We start from the raw sequence: 22,170 nt of genomic DNA, 5'->3' as shown, positions 1-22,170 counted from the left end.
TTATATCTTTAGTTCAAACGACTACTGTTTAGACATAATATAATATTCAGTCCTTAAAAAGAAGGAAATATCTGCTTTTTAAGATTTGCAACCTTTAACAAATGGAGAAGAACTTATTATACATCCAAATTGAAGAAAACTCTCTCAATAGTGCAATACTTAATGAAATTAAAGGCTATTGCGGAGAAAACCCAAATGAGCAACTATATGTCATAAATGCACCTTTAGGCGATAAAAAATACAAATACCCTTATCAAGAGAATGCAGTCGTTATCCTTTCTCCCAGACATAAGCTTATGTTTGTTGATTTAAAAGGTGATGATGAAAGCTTTGAGGAATTTTATGATGATTTCCTTGAGGATATAAACTCAATCTCAGACAAGTATAACTATAGAAATCACATAGGCAGGCCAAGAGAATGGAAACAAAATAATACAGCTCTAATCTCCTATGGCAACTTAACAAGTTTTAAACTATTATTAAATAATAACAAAATAGCACCAGAAATACAGAGAGTAAGTGAATTATTAATTTCCCTCCTAATAGGAAGTATTAATGATATTGACAAAGTAGGTGCTAAAGTTCCAGAGACGATTTTAGCCAGAGTAAAGAAGAATATTATACTTTTTGATGGAGAACAAACTAGGTTTATATACCAAGAATTTAATAAGAAATCAGTATCCATTCAAGGACTTTCTGGTACTGGCAAAACAGAGTTGCTCCTACATAAGCTAAAGGAACTCTACATACAAGATGAATCCAGCAGGATATATTTTACTTGCCATAATATTGCTTTGGCGAATAATCTAAGAGAAAGAGTGCCTAACTTTTTCAACTTTATGAGAGTAGATAAGCAAATCGAATGGCATAAAAGACTGTGGGTTACTCATGCTTGGGGGTCAAAAAATGATCCTAATACTGGATTTTATAGTTACCTATGTAATTTTTACAATCTTCCGTTTTCAAGATGGAGTGTTGATAATACCTACGAAAAAATTTTCAAACAGATATTAGACCGAATAAACCTATTAAATGAAAACGATTTCGAATTTGCATTTGATTATATTCTGGTGGACGAACGGCAGGATTTTCCAAGTGTATTCTTCGAACTATGTGAAAAGATAGCAAAACATAAAGTCTATATAGCAGGTGATATTTTTCAAGATATTTTTGAGAAGGCTGATAAAAGTGATGTAGCAGTGGATATTGTTCTAAATAGATGTTATAGGACTGATCCGCGAACTTTGATGTTTGCCCACGGTATTGGCCTTGGATTATTTGAAAAGAAAAAACTAAACTGGTTTCCGGACAGTTACTGGAATGATATTGGGTATACTTTGGAAAGAGTAGATGGAAATTTAGTTCGACTGCATAGAGATCCTATTCGAAGATTTGAGGATTTGAATACAGACGATTTTGAAAGTGTTGTTATTGGTGGGTCAAATAGCGTCGGAGATGTAGTCAAAATCATTACCGGTATTCGAACTAAACATAAGGACTTATTGCCTGATGATATAGCAATTATAATATTGGAAGAAAATACAAAACAGACTTATGAATACATCGATTCATTGAGCGTATATATTGGAAGACAATTAGGTTGGAATGTTAATAGAGCCTATGAAAATAAAAATAAGATTCCTAACACTGTTTTTGTTTCAAATTCCAATAATGTAAAAGGTCTTGAATTTCCGTTTGTAATTTGCATAGCTGGATCGATAACAAATACCTACAAATTCAGAAATATCCTGTATACTATGCTAACTAGATCCTTTATTCAATCCTACCTATTGGTTCATGAAGAAAAGGGTATTGACCAAAATAAAGAAGGGTTGCGCATAATTAACAAGTACCATTATATTCAAACAATCGAACCAAACGTTAAGGAAAAGAGAGAGATACAAAATAAACTAACTAAGTTCATTCAAAGTAATACAAATTTATCCTATGAGGATTTTCTAACGAATATTTTCGACGAACTGAATATAGATAAGGATAAAAGGTCAAAACTTAGTGAAGCCTTATTGAAAACAGGAATTGACAGATTTGATAAAGCCAAAACGATAAAATTCATTAGAACAAATTTAGAATTTTACATGTAATGAAAAGCTCCTTTCAAATTGAAATTAATCAAGGTTCACTTAAAACATTCTTTCCAGAAGAACGAATAAAGGACAAATATAAAATTATAGAGATTCTATTAGAGGCATGTAGAACTTTATTATATAGCCCGAAAGCGGAAAAAATACGAGCTAAGACGAAGATAATAGTGAATATTGACAAAATGAATAGGCTATTTTTCGTCAGTGAATTAAAAATATATTCGATTGCTTTCCCGTTTAATATCAGCTATGATGAGAACAATACCAGCATAAGCTACAAAAACATTATTGACATTGATTCTTTAGCAATTACAAATGTGCTATCCATAATTAAAAACCCTATCTTCAATAGTGAACATTGCCTTGAATCCGTTGAACCAATTATTGATATTGAAGCGGAGCATAAGATTAACTATTGGACTTTAATTAGGGAATTAATTCTACTAGAGGATGGTTACATAAGATACGACAAAGATGAAAAGGGGTATCAGGCGGCATTGGAAAAAATGCAGCAACATCGGCACCCTTTGAATCATATTGATATATTTTATACAAATCATGTTTCATTTAAATTGGGACTAGAAAAAGAATATTTAGAAGCAGATCTGATAGACACGTTAGATTCAAATACAGACTGTAAATATCTAAAAATTGCTGTAGATTCAAGTTCTGCATCAAAAAAGACCAAACGCAAATAGTAAAATTTTTTTACCAGCGAGTTTCCTGAAAGTCGTCGGTCTATAACAAGAAGTTAATTGGTCTACATGTTACCTGGTTAGCATCCATCCGTGCGAAAAATATTGCACTTGTTCCTGCCTAAAAGTTCTTGCTTTTCCCATTCGCATATTAGCAATCTTTCATACAATTCAATGATTTTTTGAATATAGAAATCATCCTCCAAAGCTACAGGATTATGAACCTGTAGCGCTATTTTATTGAATAAATTACAGGGTATCTGAAATACCCATACAGGCACCTGTAAAGCGTGTGCAATTTCATTTAGAGCAGAAATTTCTATTTTTTGTTTGCTTTCCCAATAGGATATTTTCTGTTGATTCCAGTTTTCTCCAAGTCTTAGTGCCAACCTGTTCTGCTTCATTCCTCTTATCAGCCGCAGCTTCCTAACATTCTGGCCTTCGTGTATAGAAACATTTGTCATAAGCAATAAAACACTAAAAGTATATGGTTTTCGGCATTTGTAAAAGTCAACACCTGATTGGTAAAATACAGAATTTGAATTTGCATTTTCAGTTTGAGAATGGCGTCATTTGCTAGAAATGAAAATCATGTCTACAGCAAAACTAAACACCCATGCTCCATCTGCTTCTGTTGCTATTCCATTTACGAATGGCAATTGCATTTCATTGGAAGAACTACAAAAGCAGAGTATCGACGGCTTGCTATTGAAAGATATAGCTCACCCTCTCGTAAAATTTCAGGCGTATAAAAATCATCAGCTTGTTCTCAAAAGTAAATTTGCTACTGGCGACTATATTCTGACGTTCAATGCTGATAGTAAAGACTTACACGTGGCCTGTAGTTGCAAAAACAAAGCTCCTGGTATCTGCATTCACATTTTCAAAACGATTGATGCCATAGCTTATAAGTACGGAAACAAATATTTTGAACAATTACAGGAAAACAAGCAATTTGATATTGGGTTTAAATATCCAGACGCCTATGATAAAATAGAAACGGACTATGGTATTACTCTAGCGAAAAGAAAAGAACTAAAACAACTATATCCTTTTGAGAATACATCATGGCCACTTCCACTTTCGGATATGTTGGCCCTGGAACCTGCCATTGAAAGCGTCGCCCGGGAAAAGCGTGCTGCCGTTGTTTTTTTTGTAGCATTGCCGTATGGCAAGCGACAATTCCCTTTTATTCTCTCTGGCTATGGTAAACTATCGAAAGGAAATGATCAGTTGGTGTCCTGGGTGAAGTTCGGACCAGAGATTGACGAGGCTATCGGGAGACCGTATACTGTAGATCAACTTGGCCTGTATTTAAAAGCGGGTGAACTTAGAAAGAAGGTTGAGGAGTTTGCAAAGAAGTATGGGGATGTTTACCGGATAAGCTGGAATTTGGAGGTTCAAGAGATATTCCAGGAATGGAAGATCCTTTATCCGCTTTTACAAGATGAGATTTTTGTCTATGCCTATAAGTACTACGGTTCGAGACAATTGAGAGGGAGACCTTCGAAAGCGAATGCCCGGAGGGTAGCCATATCTAAGAAAAAACCTTTTGTGTATTTTAAAAAGGATTCCATAAAGGGGAAGTCTCAACTATCTCTCGGAATTAAAATCGATAGAAAGCCTATATCGTCTTACCGGGTCCACTTCCCTTTCCTTTTCCACAATGGAACGATGTATATGTTCGATAGTTATCAAGATGCTGTAATTGTCCAGTGGATAGACAACATTGGTTGTATCACTTTTTTTGCTGAACATAAAAAGGATTTTGATGACGCCATCTTGACGCCACTTTCCCAAAAGTACCCTATCCTTTAATAAATCTGCTCCGACTTACCAACTGAGAATAAAACTTGTATTATGATAAATTATAGCGAAGAATTTAATTTGAACCATTTTGATGATGACAGGCTCGGCTACGGCGGTGGCGATGGGCAGAATGGAAGAAAACCTGGTAGACCTAAAAAAGAGAAAACGGGATTGCCCCAAAAACCGGGTAACTGGCGCTCGCTGGGGGAGCGACCAAAGTACGATTTAGTTAGTGGCGAACGGACCGCACCACCGGTTTGGAACAACGACAGCGGTTTATCGCATACCGGAAAGCGTACTCGGATTACAAGTATTGGTCATTCAGGGCCAAACGGACCCCAAAGGAAACCAGGTAGACCGCCTGGTGCTAAGAAGCAGCAATCTTCAGGCTGGCTTACGGATGCTGATCGAACAACAGGCCCAACTTATTCTTCGCCCCAATATAGCCAATCAATTATAAAGCAGGAGAATGCGGACCACAATACTGGTGAGGCATTGGATGGGAACGGGGTTAACAACGCTTTTAGAGACCTTCAAATTTATATCGAATCTTTTTGGGAGTATCTCAAAGCTGATGTTATGACCGAATGTGGTTGGTCAATCGCGACGTTTCATAGAAGGATGAAGACGTCTGTTGTTTCCAAAGCGGAAGCTATGATGATTACAACCCTTATCAAAAAGCATTGGTCCATGTTTGAAACGCATGTGAAAGACTTGATGGGTCCGAACAAATAAAGCCTGTCCACCCCCAATTAATTATACACAGAAATATTTTATATATGCGGCCCTTTAATTTATTCAGCAATCAAAATAGTTCATTGCAGAGTGTACAAGACGTAGTGGTAGGGGTTATTAGAGAAAGCGTACCCACTGAATTGATTTACATACTAGGTTCCTCGCATTATCAAAGAAGAACAGAAACGATTTTTAGTAGTGTTTCGCCTGCTGCACACTATTTTGGAGACTTCTTCTTGCTCGTCGTTATTAAAGACGGAGAAAGCCGGCGTATGAGCGAGTGGGAGGATATTCTGGAACAAAGGTGTTACCAGTTCGCCAGGATAACAATAATAGCTATGGAGGCAGCAAGTTTCATCGAAAAGTATAATGATGGTAATATCTTCGTTACTTCTGTACACAGGTCCGGTATAATTTTCTATGATGCTGGTAATATACAGTTACCGGAGGTAACCACGATAGGCATAAAGCAATCTCGTGACGGGAAAAGAGAATATACTAAAACGGTACATCGTGTTAAGGAGTTTCTGGCCGGTGCTGATTTATATATTGCACGTGAAGAAGGTGAGCTGGCAACGTTTATGATTCACCAGTGCTTCGAGCAATCGCTTAAAACCATTGTCCTGATAGGAAGTGGCTTTGTTGTCGATACACACAGTATCGATAGGCTATTGAGGTATGCGGGCCTGGTAACATATCGATTGCTGGAGGTCTTCCCGCCGGAACAGGGACGGAAGTTATTGGAGGTGTTGCAGAAAGCGTATGTTGGTGCCCGTTATACGTATGATTTTGCACCCGCTTTTCCACATGTATTGAAGCTAAGGGAAAAGGCTCAGTTGGTCTTCAATATTCTTGTAGATACGGGAAAGACAGTGGCGTTTGAAGCTGCCGAAGAAGTGATAATCTAAATTTTCAGCAAGATGGAAAACCCAGGTTATGAGCACAAACGGCACTCTTTGTTCATTAAGTTGTCGGCCAAGAAAAAGCATGTTCTTCGTGCTATCTTTGAGGATTTTGGATTGGATGACCTGAAAGATAGTTTTGAGCATTGGAAGTATGCCAGTTTGACTAATGAAATTGGGTTATACGAAACAGGCGAAGAAAGAAGAATATTATTAGAGTTCTACGATGATGTTCTACGTATGTTTGAGGCTTTTTTTATACAGAGTGGGAGGCGTAAGCGGATGCTGAAACGACTTCCGGCAGAGTATCGAAAACACTGGAAAAAATCTGATCGTTGTAAAGCTCTTTCGAAGGAAGAAAGGCGAGATACTTCGCAGGTTTTGCTTTTGTTTACGAAAAAGTACAATCGTCTTTACTGTATAGCTGAAGCGATAGACATGCTGGAATGTGTTATCACATCGCAGAGTACTGATAAATGGGAACGGGAATCTGCAATATCTCTTTTTCTATGCTTACAAGCAATGTTGAATCTCGCCTACGGTTAGCGTTTGTTTATGTAGAGCCATAGTAGTGTTGTGATCTTCTCTATATTGTTCCATTTGATGAGTTCCTCGGTTATGTATTCTACGGAAGGTAATATTCCCCTATCTTCAAGTAGATGTAGAAAATACTCATCCTGCTTCAACCGCTTCATAATACGAATTATTCGTTTTGTGAAGCGGTAATTTATTGTTGCACTCTTCCTCAGTTGTTTAAAATTTTCGTGTGGTGAAATATCCATTTTGAAAAATCTTATCAGGTCATCACCCAATACATCACACATCTGATAGTAGTATCTTTTATCAGGATTGGGTGATTGGGTATTGACACAGATTCTATAGTCTGCTACTATCAAAACGAACTCAATAAATTCTTCTTTTGAGCCGGTCCATTTTATTGTCCCTTCTGGAAGGTTGTCGTTTATTTCCATTTAGATCAATTGACGGTCTATTGTATCTGCCTACAAAAACTATGCTTACTCACTCTACTACAGGCGCTTTTTTAAATGAATATACTGCATATATACATCAGTACATCTGCGCTATGCAGCATTGCAAATAAGTGAATGTGACGGGTATATACTATGCAGTAGAGAAATTTCCGATTTGCTGTTTAAAATTTCTTTTTTGATATGCTCCTGAATACCTGTTTGCATGGCATTTGCGGTAAATTAGTAATAGTGTAAAGTTAAAAAACTATTCCCTATGCAGAAGCAGCGATATTCGGTTTACGAAACGCTCCATAGCGAAATGGTAGATGAGCTGGAACAGATAAAGAAAGATGAACTTAGCCCAATTGTATTTGCGAGAGGCGGAATTGAAATCGTTAAGTTAGCTATTGAGCGTTTGAGGCAACACGTTATTACAAATGGTTTTTCCTCTGAAGAAAGCGAAGTGTCTTTTTTTAAGGAAGTTAAGCCACAATTTATGAGTAAGTTGATATTCTTTCGGAAACTGTATGATTCGGAGGTAAAACGGCCGTTGATGGTAGATAAGATTAATGCGAAAAAATATTTTAAACGCGAGATCCGCAAAGTAAAGCGAAACTACCAAAAGCGGTCTGAGATATATGCTTACTATAAGTCTGGTGCTACACATTTGGATAGAGTTTATTTTCTGAGGCGACCCGGTGATCTGTTGTATTCGGCTGATTCGTTCATGATCGTAGATAGTTCCTTTCAGACCCTACATGATAGTACTGTTTCCGAGTTTCTTGCCGATGAAGAATACTGTGCGTACCTATACCGGCAATTATCGGTTACTGAAACAGTGCAGCAAACGGTGGGGCTGATTCAAAATGAATCTACCAAAGGGTTAAGGTGGACCGGTTCAAAGGTTGCTTTGACAGAACTTGTTTACGCTCTATACAGCGCCGGTGTTCTGAATGATGGGAATGCAGACGTAAAGGATATTGTTGCCGACATTTCCAAACTGTTCAATATTGACATTGGGAATTTTTATAGGACGTTCCAGGAAATACGCCTCAGAAAGAAAGATCGGGTATCTTTTTTAAATCACTTGATTGAGCGGTTGGAAGATCGTATGAACTACTGGGATGAGAATCCGAAGCAGTAAACCGCCCGATGTGTGTTTTTTATGTCTAATGCTTGTTAATGCCGCTGCTGTAGCGGCATTTTCGTTTGTTATAGAAAAAGTCCCACTTCAGACCGAAGTGGGACTTTTTCTGCTTGTTAATAGATGTATGCGTGCGTTGTATATATAATAGATACATCGATGCACGCATCTGTCGTGTTTTCTTTATCGGTGCTATTTCTCTCTGATATACATGTATGCGTGCGTCATGGCTGTATATATAGACACACACGCACGCATCTATTAGGCATACATGCGTATGTTGATCGAGATCAGCAACAAAAAATATATTTCTCCGACTTCTGTCCATAGTGTGAAAAACAGCTTTCCGACTGGTGCATTTTTGTGTAGCAATAAAAAGCAATGCACTATGATTACATGGACTACTTATTTGTTATGGCTTTGCATACTGCTGGTAATCTATTATGCAGTTGTTGTCGTTTTCTTCCGTGTTAAGATTGGTTCAATATTGAGCCTGAAAAAACGGATAGCGGAGAAGAAGGCAGTTGATAGTGTTCTGTTCAAAGAGAAAGATACAACTGTAGAAGATCAGGACGCCACGACAATGGCTCCTGTGCATTCGCTGGTAGATGAGCTGCAAGCACTGGTAAGCCAAGCTGGAAAAGAAGGGATGGACAAAGAGGGGCTTTCCAGTAGCATTAAGATGCTACTAGGTAAGTATCCAGGTACAAAGGGAAGCATTTATCAGAATGGGATTACCAATCTGATCGAAGTTATTGCTGAAGATCAATGTGACATTCGTTTCAGTGAGGATGAGTTGAATGCGCTGTGGGATGAATGAATGAAACATTAGAAACACTCGTCAGCACCGGTGTGCAGGAAAACCAAGTGCGAGGGATAAGGTGCGGAGTGTTTCTTTTTTATTACGCATTTTTTGCGTTTTTGGCCCTGCCGTTACCTGATAGTGTTGAGTGGTTAGTGATTCGGGTCAGGTAGTGCGTGGGGCCTTTTTATGCCTATTATTTTTTGATAACAATATAAAGCGAAGTGTGTATGAAAATGAAGTTGATTGATCGCTTTGGAAAGCGGCTGCTTTACGGTTCTGTATTAACCGCATTATCAGCAGTGCTAAGTGTTTACGTTTATGCTCAGGATGGGAAGGCGGGTATCCAGGAAGCAAATGATAAGGTCCGCGGTTACTTTAGTGTTGGGTGCGATCTTATGTATGCAGTGGGCGCGATCTTGGGCCTCATCGGGGCGGTTCGTGTGTATCAGAAGTGGTCAAACGGTCACCCTGATACAGGTTCGACTGCTGCCGCCTGGTTTGGTAGCTGCGTTTTTTTAGTCATTGTAGCGACTGTGCTGCGTTCATTTTTCGGAATCCAACAGTAAAGCATTACGGAGTATGGCAAACAGTGTTTATAAGATCAATAAAGGTGTGGATAAAGCTGTTGAGTTTAAAGGGTTGAAGGCTCAATATATATGGTATCTCGGCGGTGGTTTGGTGTTAGCGCTATTGCTGTTTGCCATACTATATTTGGTTGGGGTAAATTCCTATTTCTGCATCGCACTGGTGGGTGGCCTTACTGCATTTCTATTTACCCATGTGTACAAGTTAAGTAATAAGTACGGAGAATATGGGATGATGAAGAAGATTGCTAGTAGAGGTATTCCTAACGTGATAAAGTGCAATGACCGGAGTGTTTTTAAGATGTATTGATCACCAAGTGTGGACATTATCCATATAGGTAGTCGAGGCGTAAAGAAGAAAAATATTGTGAAGATGGAAAAGTGGCTAAGAGATATTTTTCCCATTGCAGATTATGAGCATGATTGCATCCTAAGTAAGCAGGGGGACATAACAATTGCATACAGTGTAGAGTTGCCTGAAATATTTACCGCCCATGCTGACGATTTTGAAGTATGGCATCAAGCCTTGATAAAGGCTGTTAAATTGTTGCCGAAGAATACAATGATTCATAAGCAAGATTGGTTTGTGAAGAATAAGTACGAAGGGATTTTTTCGGAATCGGATAGCTTTCTGAAGAAGCATAGCCAGGCATACTTTCATGGTAGACCGTTCCTTGATCATCGTTGCTACATTATGCTTACAAAACGGTCGCCTGCGCGAAAGGGTTCTACATCACTGATGTCGAATCTTATACGACCAAATATCGTTCCGCAACAAACGTTAAGCGAAGTGGTGTTGCAGGGATTTGAGGACGTGGCTGGACAGTTTCAGAAAGTGCTGAGTGATGTAGGGATTATTTTAAAACGCTTGAAGAATGCAGAACTTGGAAGCCAAGATCGTAAAGCTGGACTTGTTGAAAGGTATCTGTTCCTGCTGGATAAAGAAGATGAGTTACTAGTCCAGGATATTGAGTTACGGGGCAAACTGAAAGTAGGTAACAAAAGCTGCCAGCTTTTCACGTTATCAGGTGTTGATAGCCTTCCTTCTCTTTGCGGGTCGCGGATTAACTATGATAAGTATAGCACAGATCAGACGAAGTTTTCAATAGGATTTGCGTCACATCTGGGGTTGCTGCTTCCGGTTAATCACATTTACAACCAATATATTTTTGTCGACGACGCGCAGCAAACATTAAAGAAGTTTGAAAGCAAGCGACTTCGCCTTCAATCTCTCGCTAACTATAGCAGGGAGAATGCTATTAGTCGTGATGCGGTGAATGAGTTTTTGAATGAGAGCATTAGCCAGCAACGCTTGCCAGTAAAGGCCCATTTTAATGTATTAGCCTGGACTGAATCTGCTGATGAAGAAAAGGACATTCGGAATTTGGTTACTTCCGGTTTGGCACATATGGATGCTGTCGCCAAGCAAGAAACTATTGGCGCTGCTCAGATTTTTTGGAGTGGTATTCCGGGGAATGGTGCTGATTTTCCGGGGAACGATATGTTCAACACTTTTGCAGAACAGGCTTGTTGCTTTCTGAATTTGGAAAGTAACTACAGGTCTGATGACCCCAAAGAGGGTATAAGATTTTGTGATCGTTTGACAGGTAGGCCCGTTTACGTAGACCCATACACAGCTCCCAGAATGAAGGGTATTTCCTCAAATATGGGTACACTCGTCTGTGGTACAAGCGGTGGTGGAAAAAGCATGACCGTTAACCATATGCTGAACACCATGTTTGAGCAAGGTGCCCATATCGTGGTTTTGGATATTGGGGGTAGTTACCGGGGGCTTTGTGAACTTACGGGTGGCTTTTACTTTACCTATACTGAGGAAAATCCTATCCGCTTCAATCCTTTTTATCTCCCGCCTGGACAGACGCTCGATACGGAGAAGAAGGAAGCCTTGAAATCCCTGCTGGTGGCCTTATGGAAACAAGAAAGTGAGGCTTTCAATAGATCAGAGTATGTAGCATTATCGAATGCGCTAACGGGTTATTACAAACATCTTTCCGAAAATCCGGCGATCGCTCCCTGCTTTAATACATTCTATGAGTATCTGCAAGAGTTCTTTATCGAAGAACTGAAGTTACACCGGCTCAAAGATCGGGATTTTGATGTAGACAATTTTCTGTACGTTCTCCGTCCTTTTTACAAGAATGGAGAGTTTGACTACTTACTTAATGCAGAGGGCAAGCAGGACTTACTAAATCAGCGGTTCACGGTTATAGAGATGGATAATATTAAAGATCATCCCGTCCTCTTTAGTGTAGTCGTACTGATATGTATGGAGATGTTCATTTCAAAGGTTCGGAAGGTGCCAGGTGTTAGGAAGGCTTTCGTGATTGACGAAGCATGGAAGGCGCTGACAAGGCCCAGTATGGCGGAGTTTACGAAGTATGGATTTAAAACGTTTAGGAAGTTTAACGGTGTGCCAATTGTCGTTACGCAAGAACTAAATGACCTGATTTCCTCCGCGGTAATTAAAGATGCGATTGTAGCTAATGCCGACGTGAAGATACTGATGGATATGCGAAAATTTATGAACCGATTCGGTGAATTGCAATCTGTATTAGGGCTGTCGGAGAAATCGAAAAACATATTGCTGAGTGTGAATAAGGATAATCGGGAGATTTTTATGGAGATAGGTGGGCAGGTTGCGAAGGTCTTCAAAAACGATTTGTGCGCTCATGAATATTTCGCTTTCACGACAGAAGGAAAAGAACGTGTTAAGGTTTTAGAGTACGCGGAGAAGTTTGGCAGTATGGAGAAAGCTATCGAGCAAATGGTGTTGGAGAAGAATAGAAAACAATAAATAAACTAAGGGGTATGAATAAGGTGTTTGTGGGGTTGGCCCTTTGCTTTTGTTTGGTGATTGCGCCAACACAAAAAAGTCACGCGATCATATGGGAGGTTGTGAGGCAGGCGTTGATTGCCGCTATTAAAGCAGCAGACCTTGCGGTTCAACGTTTGCAGAACAAGACCATCTGGTTGCAGAATGCTCAGAAGCAAGTTGAGAACGTTCTTACGAAACTGAAGTTGGATGAAATTTCAGATTGGACAAAGAAGCATAAGGAGCAGTACCAACAATATTTTGATGAACTGAACAAAGTAAAACAAGCTATCAGTTCGTATAAACGGGTAAAAGAAGTAATAGGGAGACAAATAGCCATTGTAGACGAATACAAAGCAGCGTTTGCTCTGTTTAGAAATGATAAACATTTTACGGCGAAGGAAATTGACTATATGGCAAAAGTCTATACCGGAATAATAGATGAGAGTTTAAAGAATGTAGATAATCTTTTCCTGGTCATAAACTCCTTCAGTACAAAAATGACAGACGGAAAAAGGATAGAGATACTGAATAGGGTTGCTGACGGAATAGATGTTAACCTGAATGACTTGCGATCATTCAATAATGAGAATAAGAAATTGGTTTTGCAACGGGCCAGAGATCAAAAGGACGTTGAGCAAATTAAGTTGATGTATGGAATAAAATAGTGTAGTATGAAACTATTACTTGCCATAGGTGTGCTGTTGGGTTTTTCTTTCAATGCCTATTCTCAGAATAACCAGATTAAGCTGTATGTGCAGCAGATTGCAGCCAATAAGGTATACATCGAGTTTCTTCAGAAGGGCTACAAAGCAGCGCAGCAAGGTTTGAACTTTATCGGTAGCGTTAAGGATGGACACTTTAAACTGGACAAGGATTTTTTTCTTTCGTTAGAATCCATTAACCCGAAGATTCGCAATTATTCCAGGATAGCCGAGATAGTTACAATGGGTATTGAAGTATCAAAAGACTTCAAGAGTATTCTGCGAGACATGGGAGAGAGTAATTTGTTTGTTGGGGCTGAATTGGGGTATGTTGGTAGCGTTAAAATTCGGATGCTGGGTAAATGCGAGAGACTATTGGACGATCTTATTCCTTTGGTAACTGCCGGAAAGATTGAATTGAGTGATGATGAGCGTATCAAGCGAATAGATGGTGTTTATGCTGATATGGAAGATTGCTATCTGTTTACGAAGCATTTTTGTTCATCAGCTAAAGTTCAGGTACTACAACGGAGGAAAGAGTTACTTGATGTTCAAGTAATGAGGAAAGCAACAAAATAAAATTGTGCGTATGAAAAGTGGTGTGTTGGTTTGTTGGGTACTCGCTGGCGGGTTATTTTTTACTGTCTTTTTTGCCCCATATAGGGTAAATGCCCAGGCGAAAGAAATCGCGCAGTTAGCGTTAAATATTGAGAAGCTGGCGCAGTTCCGGCAGATTTTATCTGATTTGAAGAAAGGCTATGAAATACTTTCTGGTGGCTATAATACAATAAAGAACATTAGTCAGGGAAATTTTCAACTGCATAAATTGTTCTTGGATGGATTGATGGAAGTGAATCCTGCCATCAAGAAATATAGCCGCGTCGCCGATATTATAGACGATCAGGTTTCTATCGTGAAAGAATACAAGAAGGCGTTTCAGTACGCTAAATCTTCAGGCATTTTTACGGTTGGGGAGATTGAATATATGGGTAGGGTATATAGCCGCCTGTTCGATGGTTCACTGCAAAATCTGGACGATTTGATTACTGTTATTACGGCCAGCAATTTACGAATGTCTGATGAAGAGCGGCTAAGTGCCATTGATAAAGTATACTCGGAGATGGAGGATAAACTGGTTTTTCTTAGGCAGTTCAATAGTTCTAATTCGGTTATGGCGTTGCAGCGCATGAAGGAACAGAAGGAGGTCGATAGAATGAAGGCAATTGAAGGGCTGAAGTAGGTAAATTATTTTAGGATTTCAGAAAGCGTGATGTATGAAAATGTTGTTAAAATCCTTAGTGGTGTGTGCGTTTCTGTTTGTCATTCCCTGTTTGACTTATGCCCAATCAGGTGGGGTTTCAGATGATATAAAGAGTTTGCATCTGGTTTTAGACGAACTGTATAAAAAGTTGATGCCCTTGTGTGGTGAATTAATAGGTGTAGGGCGTGCTATAGCAGGGTTTGCCGCTTTATGGTACATAGCTGTTCGTGTTTGGGGTCATTTGTCAAGGGCTGAGTCAATCGATTTTTATCCTCTCTTTAGGCCATTCGTAATTGGTTTTGCTGTCCTCATTTTTCCTTCGGTACTCGCAATGATTAATGGAGTTATGCAACCTACTGTTATCGGTACTGCGAAAATGGTGAATGGTGCTGATGAATCTGTTGCTACGTTGTTGAAGCAAAAAGAGGAAGCCATAAAGAAAACTGATGTGTGGCAGATGTACGTTGGTGAATCGGGTGTGGGTGACAGGGAGAGGTGGTATAAATATACTCACGACGGACAACCAAGTGATGATGAGGGGTTCTTATCCAGTATCGGAAACGATATGCGGTTTGCTTTTGCCAAAGCATCATATGATTTCCGCAACTCAATTAAAGAAGTTATAGCAGAAGTATTGCAGTTGTTGTTTGCGGCGGTTTCGTTGTGCATAAACACGATGAGAACCTTTAACCTGGTTATTCTTGGGATTCTGGGACCATTAGTTTTTGGATTGTCTGTTTTTGACGGTTTTCAGCATACCCTGAAACATTGGCTGGCGCGCTATATCAATGTTTTTCTGTGGCTTCCTATTGCCCAAATATTCGGGGCAGTTATAGCTACTATTCAGGTGGAGATGTTGAAAATCGATTTGTCGCAGATTGGCTCTACTGGTGATACTTTTTTCAGTCGTACGGATTTGGGTTACATGGTGTTCTTGATCATTGGAATATACGGCTACACGACTATACCAAGTATTGCTAACCATGTTATGTTTGTCGGAGGTGATGCGCTTACTGGAAAAATGACACAGGCATTGGGAGGCGCTGCTGGTGCTGCTGCTGGTGCTGCTGGTGCCGCCGCGGGGATGGCTGGTAAAGCTGCTGGTGCTGCCGCCGATGGTTTCGGCCACTTAATGTTCGCGGATAATAACAGCCTCGAAGCTGGCGCACGGAACTTGTATAATGCTCCGGATGACATTAAGGAGGGTTACAATTCTGGTAGCACAGGAAAGGGATTTGCTGCTGATGCTGGCCGTGCCTATGGGCATTTGGCTAATAAATTGAAGGGCGGCAAAGCTGAATAGGTAGGCATGTTATGTTCATGCTGTGAATTGAAACAATGTGTTGGTTGAAAAGTGAAAGAGTATGTTTCAGAAAATGAAGAGTATTCAGGGTGCATTCGCACATGTGCGGTTGTTCACGTTGGTGATCGTTGTGTTGTCGTTTTGCTTGGTCGCGTTTACTATTTATAAATCGATGTTGCTGGCGGCGAAAACACAAGATAGAATTTATGTTTTGGCAAACGGAAAGGCTATCGAAGCCTTTGCCAGCGAGAAGAAGGAGAATATCCCTGTGGAGATTCGTGATCATGTCAAGATGTTTCATTTCTATTTTTTTACCCTCGACCCCGATGAGACGGTAATAAAGAAGAACATCGGCCGTGCTTTATATATGGCAGATGCTTCCGCAAAGCGGCTTTACGAGAATTTAAAAGAGAGTGGTTATTATAACAACATTATCTCCGGGAATATTTCTCAGAAGATAGAGATTGATAGTGTAGCGGTGAATATAGATCAATATCCATATTACTTCAAATGTTACGCCCATCAGCGGTTAGTGCGCGCAACAAGTATTTTAACGCGAAGTCTCATTAGTGAAGGATATGTTCGGAATGTTAGTCGAAGTGATAATAATCCGCATGGTTTTTTGCTTGAACGGTGGACCACTTTGGAGAATAAAGATTTGAATACTGTAGAACGTTAAATCTTTTTTTATGTGGAGAATTTTTAGGCGTAGTACCCGACGTATTTCTGTGGTAGATGCAATTTTCGAGTGTAGTGCTGGTAAAGTTGAGAAGATGCAGCGGAAATACGCAGATTTTCTGAATGGCAAGGTGAAAAGCTGGTCGCCGTTTAAGATCAAAGTAGTACTGATAGTGTTTGTTCTTTGTTACATCTCGGTTACAGCTATTGTATTAATCCATGCTGGAGGTTCAGCAGATACAGTTGATGCTCATTCGATCTACCAGCCTACGCATGTGATTCCGCGAATAGTTTTAGAAAGTGATGTTAAGCCGATTTTTTTGACAGATCGAATTAAGCAGTTTCGTCATTACCTGGATAGTCTGAATGCTGATAAGATTGGACGAAGTATGTACGATAGTATAGTGACAGCAAGGCCGGGATTGATCGATAGCCTTGCGCAGTTAGAAAAGTTAAGTAAATAACTAAAAATTGATGGTGTATGAAAAGTGGAGAAGGCGTAGCTGATGAGAAGCTACGGAAGCAAGAACAATTTTTGATGGCTGTACCGGTCCTCGTTATTCCCTTTTTGACTATTCTGCTTTCATCCTTTGGTGTTGTTGGTGGAAATGCCAAGAAACTAGTGGCGGAGGTGCGTATACATGGTATAAATACCGATTTACCAGATGCGAAAGCATCGGCAGATAGTAGTTGGAATAAGTTGATGTATTATGAGAAGGCTGATCGAGATTCTGCAAAGATGCGTTCCCTGAAGGAGAAAGACCCTTATTATAAATCTCCGTCAGTCTATGAGAATATTTTCAACGTGGATACCTCTGAAGAAAGGTCGGGCATCAATAGGACAAAACGCCGTGATTTTCATGATGCAACTGGTCATGATGAAAATGAGGAGAAAGTATACCGGAAAATTGCAGCTCTTACAGGTGAATTAAACCGTAGCCCAACAAAAGAGTACGGGGTTTCTACCCCAATAGATGGCGTGAAGGATAAAGTAGACATGCAAGGCGTGGACCGATTGGAAGCGATGATGAAGGAAATGACCGATGATAAACCAGACAAACAGATGGAACAGATTTCCGGCGTCCTTGAAAAGATTTTGGACATTCAGCATCCTGATCGGGTAAGGGATAGAGTGCAGGAACTTTCTGAAGCGAGTAGAAGCCAGGTTTTTTCTGTGAAGACTTCAGGAGGTGAGGATGTTGTATCCCTGATGCAGTCAGATACAGGAAGGGCAAATACTTTTTTGGATTCGCTGAGAATTGCCCGGTATGGTAGCATGAACCGTTTTTATTCCCTGGAAGATCAACAAACAGAAGTTAGACAGAACACGATACGCGCTGTTATTGCTGAAAGCAAGGAGGTTACTGACGGGTCAAAGGTACAGATGCGGCTGCTGGAAGATGTCTATGTTGCTGGTGTTCTCGTACCCCGGAATGCCTATATATGGGGAAAGGGGAGATTGGCTGAGGGTCGGTTTGCCATCACGGTGAGTTCTATACAGTCCGGTAATAATATTTTGCCGGTGAACCTCACGGTCTATGATATGGATGGAATTGCCGGAGTTGATGTTAACGCAAACATGGCTGCGGAGGTAGCGAAGCACACCACAGATCAGGCTATTCAGAGCCTTAGCATAGGTTCGTTGGACCCCTCAATTGGTGCGCAGGCGGCTAGTGCTGGTATCCAGGCGGCGAAGTCTTTAGTTGGTCGTAAGCTAAAAGTTGTAAAGGTTAATATACGTTCTGGTTACGATGTTCTGCTGGTTGATAACAATATTAAGAACCGATAGTAAAAAAAAGAGTATGAAAAGGTTATGTGTTACAGTGATTATGTGGGGTATTCTTTTTACCACTGCTTTTGGACAGACTGCTGATGATGACACAGAATTGAGGGCAAAAAAAATAGACCCTTATTTCCTGTCGGTAAGTCTCAATCAAACAAGTAATTTAATTTTTCCCTATGCGATAAGAAGTGTTGACCGTGGGAGTGGTGCTGTGATGGCTCAGAAGGCGAAGGGCGCTGAAAATGTTTTGCAGGTGAAAGCTGCGGTAGCCGATTTTCTACAAACGAACCTGTCGGTGATTACCGAAGATGGCAGGCTGTATTCCTTTTTGCTGAGATATTCGCTAGAGCCTTCTGTATTAAATCTTCGCTTCTATAAAGCTGGGGAGGAAAGCCGGAATGTTTTGATAAAGGGAGTGGAACACGACAAGGAGTTTTACGAGTTGGCGTGTTCGGAGGTGAAAGAAGGAAAGGGATTTCTGTGGAAGCATATTTCTGAGCAAATGATTATTCTGTCGCTTCAAAGCATTTACATGCGAGGGAACACCATGTTTTTTAAGCTGGGTATCCGTAATAACTCATCTATCGCCTACTCACCGGACTATATAAAATTTATAGTGAAGGACCGGAAGAAGGCGAAGAAAACAGCCATCCAGGAGAAAGTATTGTCACCTGTCTTTTCTACTGTTCAGGAGAATGTAAGTGGTGATAGTTCAGAAAGTATCGTCCTGGCTTTCCCTTCCTTTACGATTCCCAAGAACCAAAATTTGATAATTCAGGTTGGTGAAAGGAATGGAGGGAGAATGTTGCTGCTAAAGATCAAACATAAAGTGCTTCTAAAAGCCCGTTACCTGGGTGATTGATAGGTTTATATTAAGCAGATTTCCTGAAGATTTAAAATTTCTTTTTATGGAAGGAGGTGATAATAATTTTACGGAGAAGCATTTTATGCTGATCGGAGTGAAGGACGCATTCGACGCTGATCTGGTAAATAAGATGAAGGATGGACCTGCGGTTATCGAGCATTCCTATAAAAAACAGTATGAGGATGGTAAGAGTGACACGGTTTTTCATTTACGTAAGTCAGCAACAAGCGGTGATTATTTTCTCAATAAATACACTATGTCCGCACAAAAGGATGGTAGCGGAGAAGTTCGCACTCAGACCTTTTATTTGAATCACAAGAAGGACGACAACAGCAGTGAGAAGGCCAAAGAAAACTTTACCTATAAGATGGCTTACAATTTCTTGCAAGGGCGACCAGTTCACCATGCTAAAACTGACGCATGGGAACGAATCAAACCAAAAGAAAAGCTGGAGAATGGCAACTATGCCTCTGAAAGGATCGATAAATCTTATGGGTATAATTTACCGAAGGTCATTGATGAGTATTCCGTTGTGTACAAGAATGCCTTAAAAGAATCCTTAGAACGGGGAAATCTTCAGAAGGAGAAGTTCTTAAATAAAGATGGGCAGCATGAAGAATTGTATGCAACGCCGGGTCTGCGTTCGGGAAGTCTTATTCTGTTCGATGAGGATAAAAAAATAATTCCGTTGCAGACGCAGATCGACAAAGGATTTATTAGCGAAGAATTGGGGCAGAAGTTAATGGAACGGCAAAAGGAACAACAGAAGGTTACCGCTGATAGTAAACCTTCGATGAAGGAATCAGAGAAACCGGAAGGTGGAACCAAAAAGACGGCAAAGAAAAGCCAGCAGGAGGAGAACGGCGAAAAAAAAAGTAAGGCGAGAAAACATAAACAAGGTGCAGGATGATTACGTTGGAAGGCTATATAGCTGATTTTATGGACATAGTGAGTGAGAATCCAAGAATGGGGCCAAAGCACGTTAGTTTAATGTTGGCTATCCTGTATTATTTTCATCATCAGGGGGGCAGCAACCCTGTAACGGTTTTCTCAGCTCAATTACGTGATCAGGCAAAGATAAAGTCGGAAAGGATTTATTACTATGTTATGCGGGATTTAAAAGATTGGGGCTATATCAAGTTAGCCCCTTCTTTTAAGCCGGGGGTAGCAAGCCTTATCACTTTGAGGGAGATTGGAAGTAAGGAATAACTAAAATGGAGTAGCTATTGAGCTGCTCCATTTTAGTAAGTATGAGTATACCGAGTTATGCCTGCGGTACTGCTTTACAATTCATATTCTTATCAAATACCAATACCATAGTAATGGCGTATGACATTCGCCAGAATATTTGATGATATGCCTGTTGCAATCTTCCCAGCACCGGACAGTGCTTTACCCGCAACTTTCAAAATCCAACCGTTTGATTTTTCCCCAAGAGTGTTACTTGCGGAATTTGGACTCTCCGTTTGCACAATTTCTGCTAACTCCTCTATATCTTCATTTTCAATTCCATACTTAGACAATTGGCGTTTCAGGCTATCCAAATTGCCCTTACTTACATTAATAGTAGCGTGTATATTTGCTTCATCGCCATTATTAAGAATGATATTGTCTCCAGTTATGTCTCCAACTTGAATTTTGTTTCCCATAATTATTTCATTTTTTATAGTAGGCATTTGATGATACATTTGAGGGTAATACTGCCTTACATTCTGGTAATCAAAAAGACTCTCTTGAGGTATTGAAAACCGAACAGCCTTCTCTTTGTTTGCAGCAAATCCTTTTACCGCGTCTGCAATACTATTAACTTTAACAGTCTTTATTTCAAAACTCTCAAATTCATTTTCTGCGGTATCTTTGAAAAAATCAAATAGTTCTTTATAAATATCATCCAAATTGCTAAACACAATTTGTAAACAAAGAAAATTGCTATTGGTCTCCTTTCTGAAGTTCAAATACTTTTGCTTATACGCGATAACCTTTGCAATGTCGTCGGATTCAAAACTTTCTTTAAAATCAGAGATGGCAGAAGAATTGTTATTCCAGATACTTGTGAATATATCGTCACCAGACCATATTTCTAGGTCTTTGAGTTTATTTAATACCGGTGTGTAAATATTCAGAGTTATCGGTTGAAACTTTTCCTCTATTTCCTTTTGTATCGCATCGTATTTCTGTTTATCGAGGTAGTTGCTTTTAGGTTCTAATTTTGACCTTTGAACATCCAGACTGCTTAGTTCCTCACAAAGCGGAATGTACGTATTGATATATTCAATTTTTTTTGAATCTAAGTAATCTATAAAATCAAATAGAGCTTGTATTCTTTGCGGTATCATAATCTCGTCATTTGCTCGGTAAGTGTATTTCTGGGGGCTTTGAACACAGCTATGCCAACATTTGGAAAGAGGCACTATCTCAAGCCACCTTGAATAAAACGAATTTACAAAAATGAATATTACAAATATCCACGATAAGGATAATTGATCAAATATTTAGTTATTTTGGTGATAGTAGCGCTTTTGGTATAGGTAACTTAGGGGATTCTTTTTGATAGACATATAAATTGGGGAATTTATTATAATACATTAGTGATAAATGTAATATAATATTTTAACTCTCAAATTGAATGTATTGTATATACGCTGACGTACGAAAACGGATTTGGCAGAACTAATGGCTATCAACATTAAGGGGACGTTGACCTTCTCATTGTCAGCGTCCCCATTCGTCAAAGTATTGTAATTATAAATAAAATTGTTGATTATTGCACCACATTGAGGTCAAAAGTGAGTTCTTAATATTATTTTAACTTAATTATATATAAATTATGCTATTTGGGCTAATTTTCGTAAATCAAAGACAAAAAGGTTCGAGTTTTGTACCATAGGGTTCACTGGAGAAACTTGAAACCTGCGCGCCGCGCGGGTTTTTTGTTTTTGGTCTATTTGTTAGTCTATCAAAGTGCGGATTCGCGTTTCGTGTTTACTTAGTTTTAT

At 39.6% G+C, this 22,170-nt stretch carries 23 protein-coding genes; 21 read left to right on the top strand and 2 right to left on the bottom strand.

Annotated features, from left to right (window positions below; all coding sequences use genetic code 11):
- The first annotated feature begins 101 nt into the window (after window positions 1-101).
- From KE626_RS07180 to KE626_RS07150, 6 genes are all read left to right on the top strand, one after another.
- A complete protein-coding gene (locus tag KE626_RS07180) occupies window positions 102-2,102 on the top strand; it encodes an STM2767 family DEAD/DEAH box helicase (RefSeq protein ID WP_211972199.1) in 2,001 nt (666 codons plus the stop codon).
- On the top strand, window positions 2,102-2,800 hold the full coding sequence (locus tag KE626_RS07175) for an STM2766 family helicase-associated protein (protein ID WP_211972198.1): 699 nt from the start codon (window positions 2,102-2,104) through the stop codon (window positions 2,798-2,800). The genes KE626_RS07180 and KE626_RS07175 overlap by 1 nt, the downstream gene beginning before the upstream one ends.
- 588 nt (window positions 2,801-3,388) lie before the next feature.
- Window positions 3,389-4,615, top strand: coding sequence for a hypothetical protein (locus KE626_RS07165; protein ID WP_211972196.1), 1,227 nt, complete (start codon window positions 3,389-3,391; stop codon window positions 4,613-4,615).
- 42 nt (window positions 4,616-4,657) lie between these two features.
- Window positions 4,658-5,341 carry a hypothetical protein gene (locus KE626_RS07160; protein ID WP_211972195.1) on the top strand — a complete coding sequence of 228 codons (684 nt, stop codon included), beginning with the start codon at window positions 4,658-4,660 and terminating at the stop codon, window positions 5,339-5,341.
- Window positions 5,342-5,385: 44 nt separating this feature from the next.
- Window positions 5,386-6,249, top strand: a complete 864-nt coding sequence (locus KE626_RS07155) for a HEPN domain-containing protein (protein WP_211972194.1) — start codon at window positions 5,386-5,388, stop codon at window positions 6,247-6,249.
- A gap of 12 nt (window positions 6,250-6,261) precedes the next feature.
- On the top strand, window positions 6,262-6,789 hold the full coding sequence (locus tag KE626_RS07150) for a hypothetical protein (RefSeq protein WP_211972193.1): 528 nt from the start codon (window positions 6,262-6,264) through the stop codon (window positions 6,787-6,789).
- Here KE626_RS07150 and KE626_RS07145 read toward each other — a convergent pair.
- Window positions 6,786-7,214 (bottom strand): hypothetical protein, encoded by a 429-nt coding sequence (locus KE626_RS07145; RefSeq protein ID WP_211972192.1) that lies wholly within the window; start codon window positions 7,212-7,214, stop codon window positions 6,786-6,788. The genes KE626_RS07150 and KE626_RS07145 overlap by 4 nt on opposite strands.
- Before the next feature lie 274 nt (window positions 7,215-7,488).
- On the opposite strand from KE626_RS07145, the gene KE626_RS07140 reads away from it, so the two are divergent.
- From KE626_RS07140 to KE626_RS07070, 15 genes are all read left to right on the top strand, one after another.
- Complete coding sequence (locus tag KE626_RS07140) at window positions 7,489-8,358, top strand: RteC domain-containing protein (RefSeq protein WP_211972191.1); 870 nt, start codon at window positions 7,489-7,491, stop codon at window positions 8,356-8,358.
- A 271-nt stretch (window positions 8,359-8,629) separates the two neighbouring features.
- Window positions 8,630-9,178 carry a hypothetical protein gene (locus tag KE626_RS07135; protein ID WP_211972190.1) on the top strand — a complete coding sequence of 183 codons (549 nt, stop codon included), beginning with the start codon at window positions 8,630-8,632 and terminating at the stop codon, window positions 9,176-9,178.
- A gap of 212 nt (window positions 9,179-9,390) precedes the next feature.
- Window positions 9,391-9,729, top strand: coding sequence for a DUF4134 domain-containing protein (locus tag KE626_RS07130; RefSeq protein ID WP_211972189.1), 339 nt, complete (start codon window positions 9,391-9,393; stop codon window positions 9,727-9,729).
- A 13-nt stretch (window positions 9,730-9,742) separates the two neighbouring features.
- Window positions 9,743-10,057 carry a DUF4133 domain-containing protein gene (locus tag KE626_RS07125; RefSeq protein WP_211972188.1) on the top strand — a complete coding sequence of 105 codons (315 nt, stop codon included), beginning with the start codon at window positions 9,743-9,745 and terminating at the stop codon, window positions 10,055-10,057.
- Between the two features lie 9 nt (window positions 10,058-10,066).
- Window positions 10,067-12,562: a TraG family conjugative transposon ATPase gene (locus KE626_RS07120; protein ID WP_346344351.1), complete on the top strand. Its 2,496-nt coding sequence runs from the start codon at window positions 10,067-10,069 to the stop codon at window positions 12,560-12,562.
- A gap of 14 nt (window positions 12,563-12,576) precedes the next feature.
- The gene (locus tag KE626_RS07115) at window positions 12,577-13,248 is read left to right on the top strand and encodes a DUF2059 domain-containing protein (protein ID WP_249207338.1); all 672 of its coding nucleotides are present in this window, start codon (window positions 12,577-12,579) and stop codon (window positions 13,246-13,248) included.
- 6 nt (window positions 13,249-13,254) lie between these two features.
- Window positions 13,255-13,863, top strand: coding sequence for a hypothetical protein (locus tag KE626_RS07110; protein WP_211972186.1), 609 nt, complete (start codon window positions 13,255-13,257; stop codon window positions 13,861-13,863).
- Window positions 13,864-13,873: 10 nt separating this feature from the next.
- A complete protein-coding gene (locus tag KE626_RS07105; protein ID WP_249207337.1) occupies window positions 13,874-14,524 on the top strand; it encodes a TerB family tellurite resistance protein in 651 nt (216 codons plus the stop codon).
- A 34-nt stretch (window positions 14,525-14,558) separates the two neighbouring features.
- Entirely contained in the window at window positions 14,559-15,848 is a 1,290-nt protein-coding gene (gene traJ / locus KE626_RS07100) for a conjugative transposon protein TraJ (RefSeq protein ID WP_211972185.1), read from the top strand.
- A gap of 61 nt (window positions 15,849-15,909) precedes the next feature.
- A complete protein-coding gene (traK, locus tag KE626_RS07095; RefSeq protein ID WP_211972184.1) occupies window positions 15,910-16,527 on the top strand; it encodes a conjugative transposon protein TraK in 618 nt (205 codons plus the stop codon).
- A 10-nt stretch (window positions 16,528-16,537) separates the two neighbouring features.
- On the top strand, window positions 16,538-16,990 hold the full coding sequence (locus KE626_RS07090; RefSeq protein WP_211972183.1) for a hypothetical protein: 453 nt from the start codon (window positions 16,538-16,540) through the stop codon (window positions 16,988-16,990).
- Between the two features lie 17 nt (window positions 16,991-17,007).
- Window positions 17,008-18,315, top strand: coding sequence for a conjugative transposon protein TraM (gene traM, locus KE626_RS07085; RefSeq protein ID WP_211972182.1), 1,308 nt, complete (start codon window positions 17,008-17,010; stop codon window positions 18,313-18,315).
- Window positions 18,316-18,328: 13 nt separating this feature from the next.
- Window positions 18,329-19,171, top strand: coding sequence for a conjugative transposon protein TraN (traN, locus tag KE626_RS07080; protein ID WP_211972181.1), 843 nt, complete (start codon window positions 18,329-18,331; stop codon window positions 19,169-19,171).
- 46 nt (window positions 19,172-19,217) lie between these two features.
- Window positions 19,218-20,084: a hypothetical protein gene (locus tag KE626_RS07075; RefSeq protein WP_211972180.1), complete on the top strand. Its 867-nt coding sequence runs from the start codon at window positions 19,218-19,220 to the stop codon at window positions 20,082-20,084.
- A complete protein-coding gene (locus KE626_RS07070) occupies window positions 20,081-20,383 on the top strand; it encodes a hypothetical protein (RefSeq protein ID WP_211972179.1) in 303 nt (100 codons plus the stop codon). The genes KE626_RS07075 and KE626_RS07070 overlap by 4 nt, the downstream gene beginning before the upstream one ends.
- Before the next feature lie 92 nt (window positions 20,384-20,475).
- Here KE626_RS07070 and KE626_RS07065 read toward each other — a convergent pair whose 3' ends face one another.
- On the bottom strand, window positions 20,476-21,510 hold the full coding sequence (locus KE626_RS07065; protein WP_211972178.1) for a hypothetical protein: 1,035 nt from the start codon (window positions 21,508-21,510) through the stop codon (window positions 20,476-20,478).
- Window positions 21,511-22,170: the final 660 nt, after the last annotated feature.

Origin of the sequence: Chitinophaga hostae (assembly GCF_018224885.1) — a bacterium.
Taxonomy (GTDB): domain Bacteria; phylum Bacteroidota; class Bacteroidia; order Chitinophagales; family Chitinophagaceae; genus Chitinophaga; species Chitinophaga hostae.
Note: the sequence above shows the minus strand (reverse complement) of the source record. Positions and strands in the feature narration are given on the sequence as shown.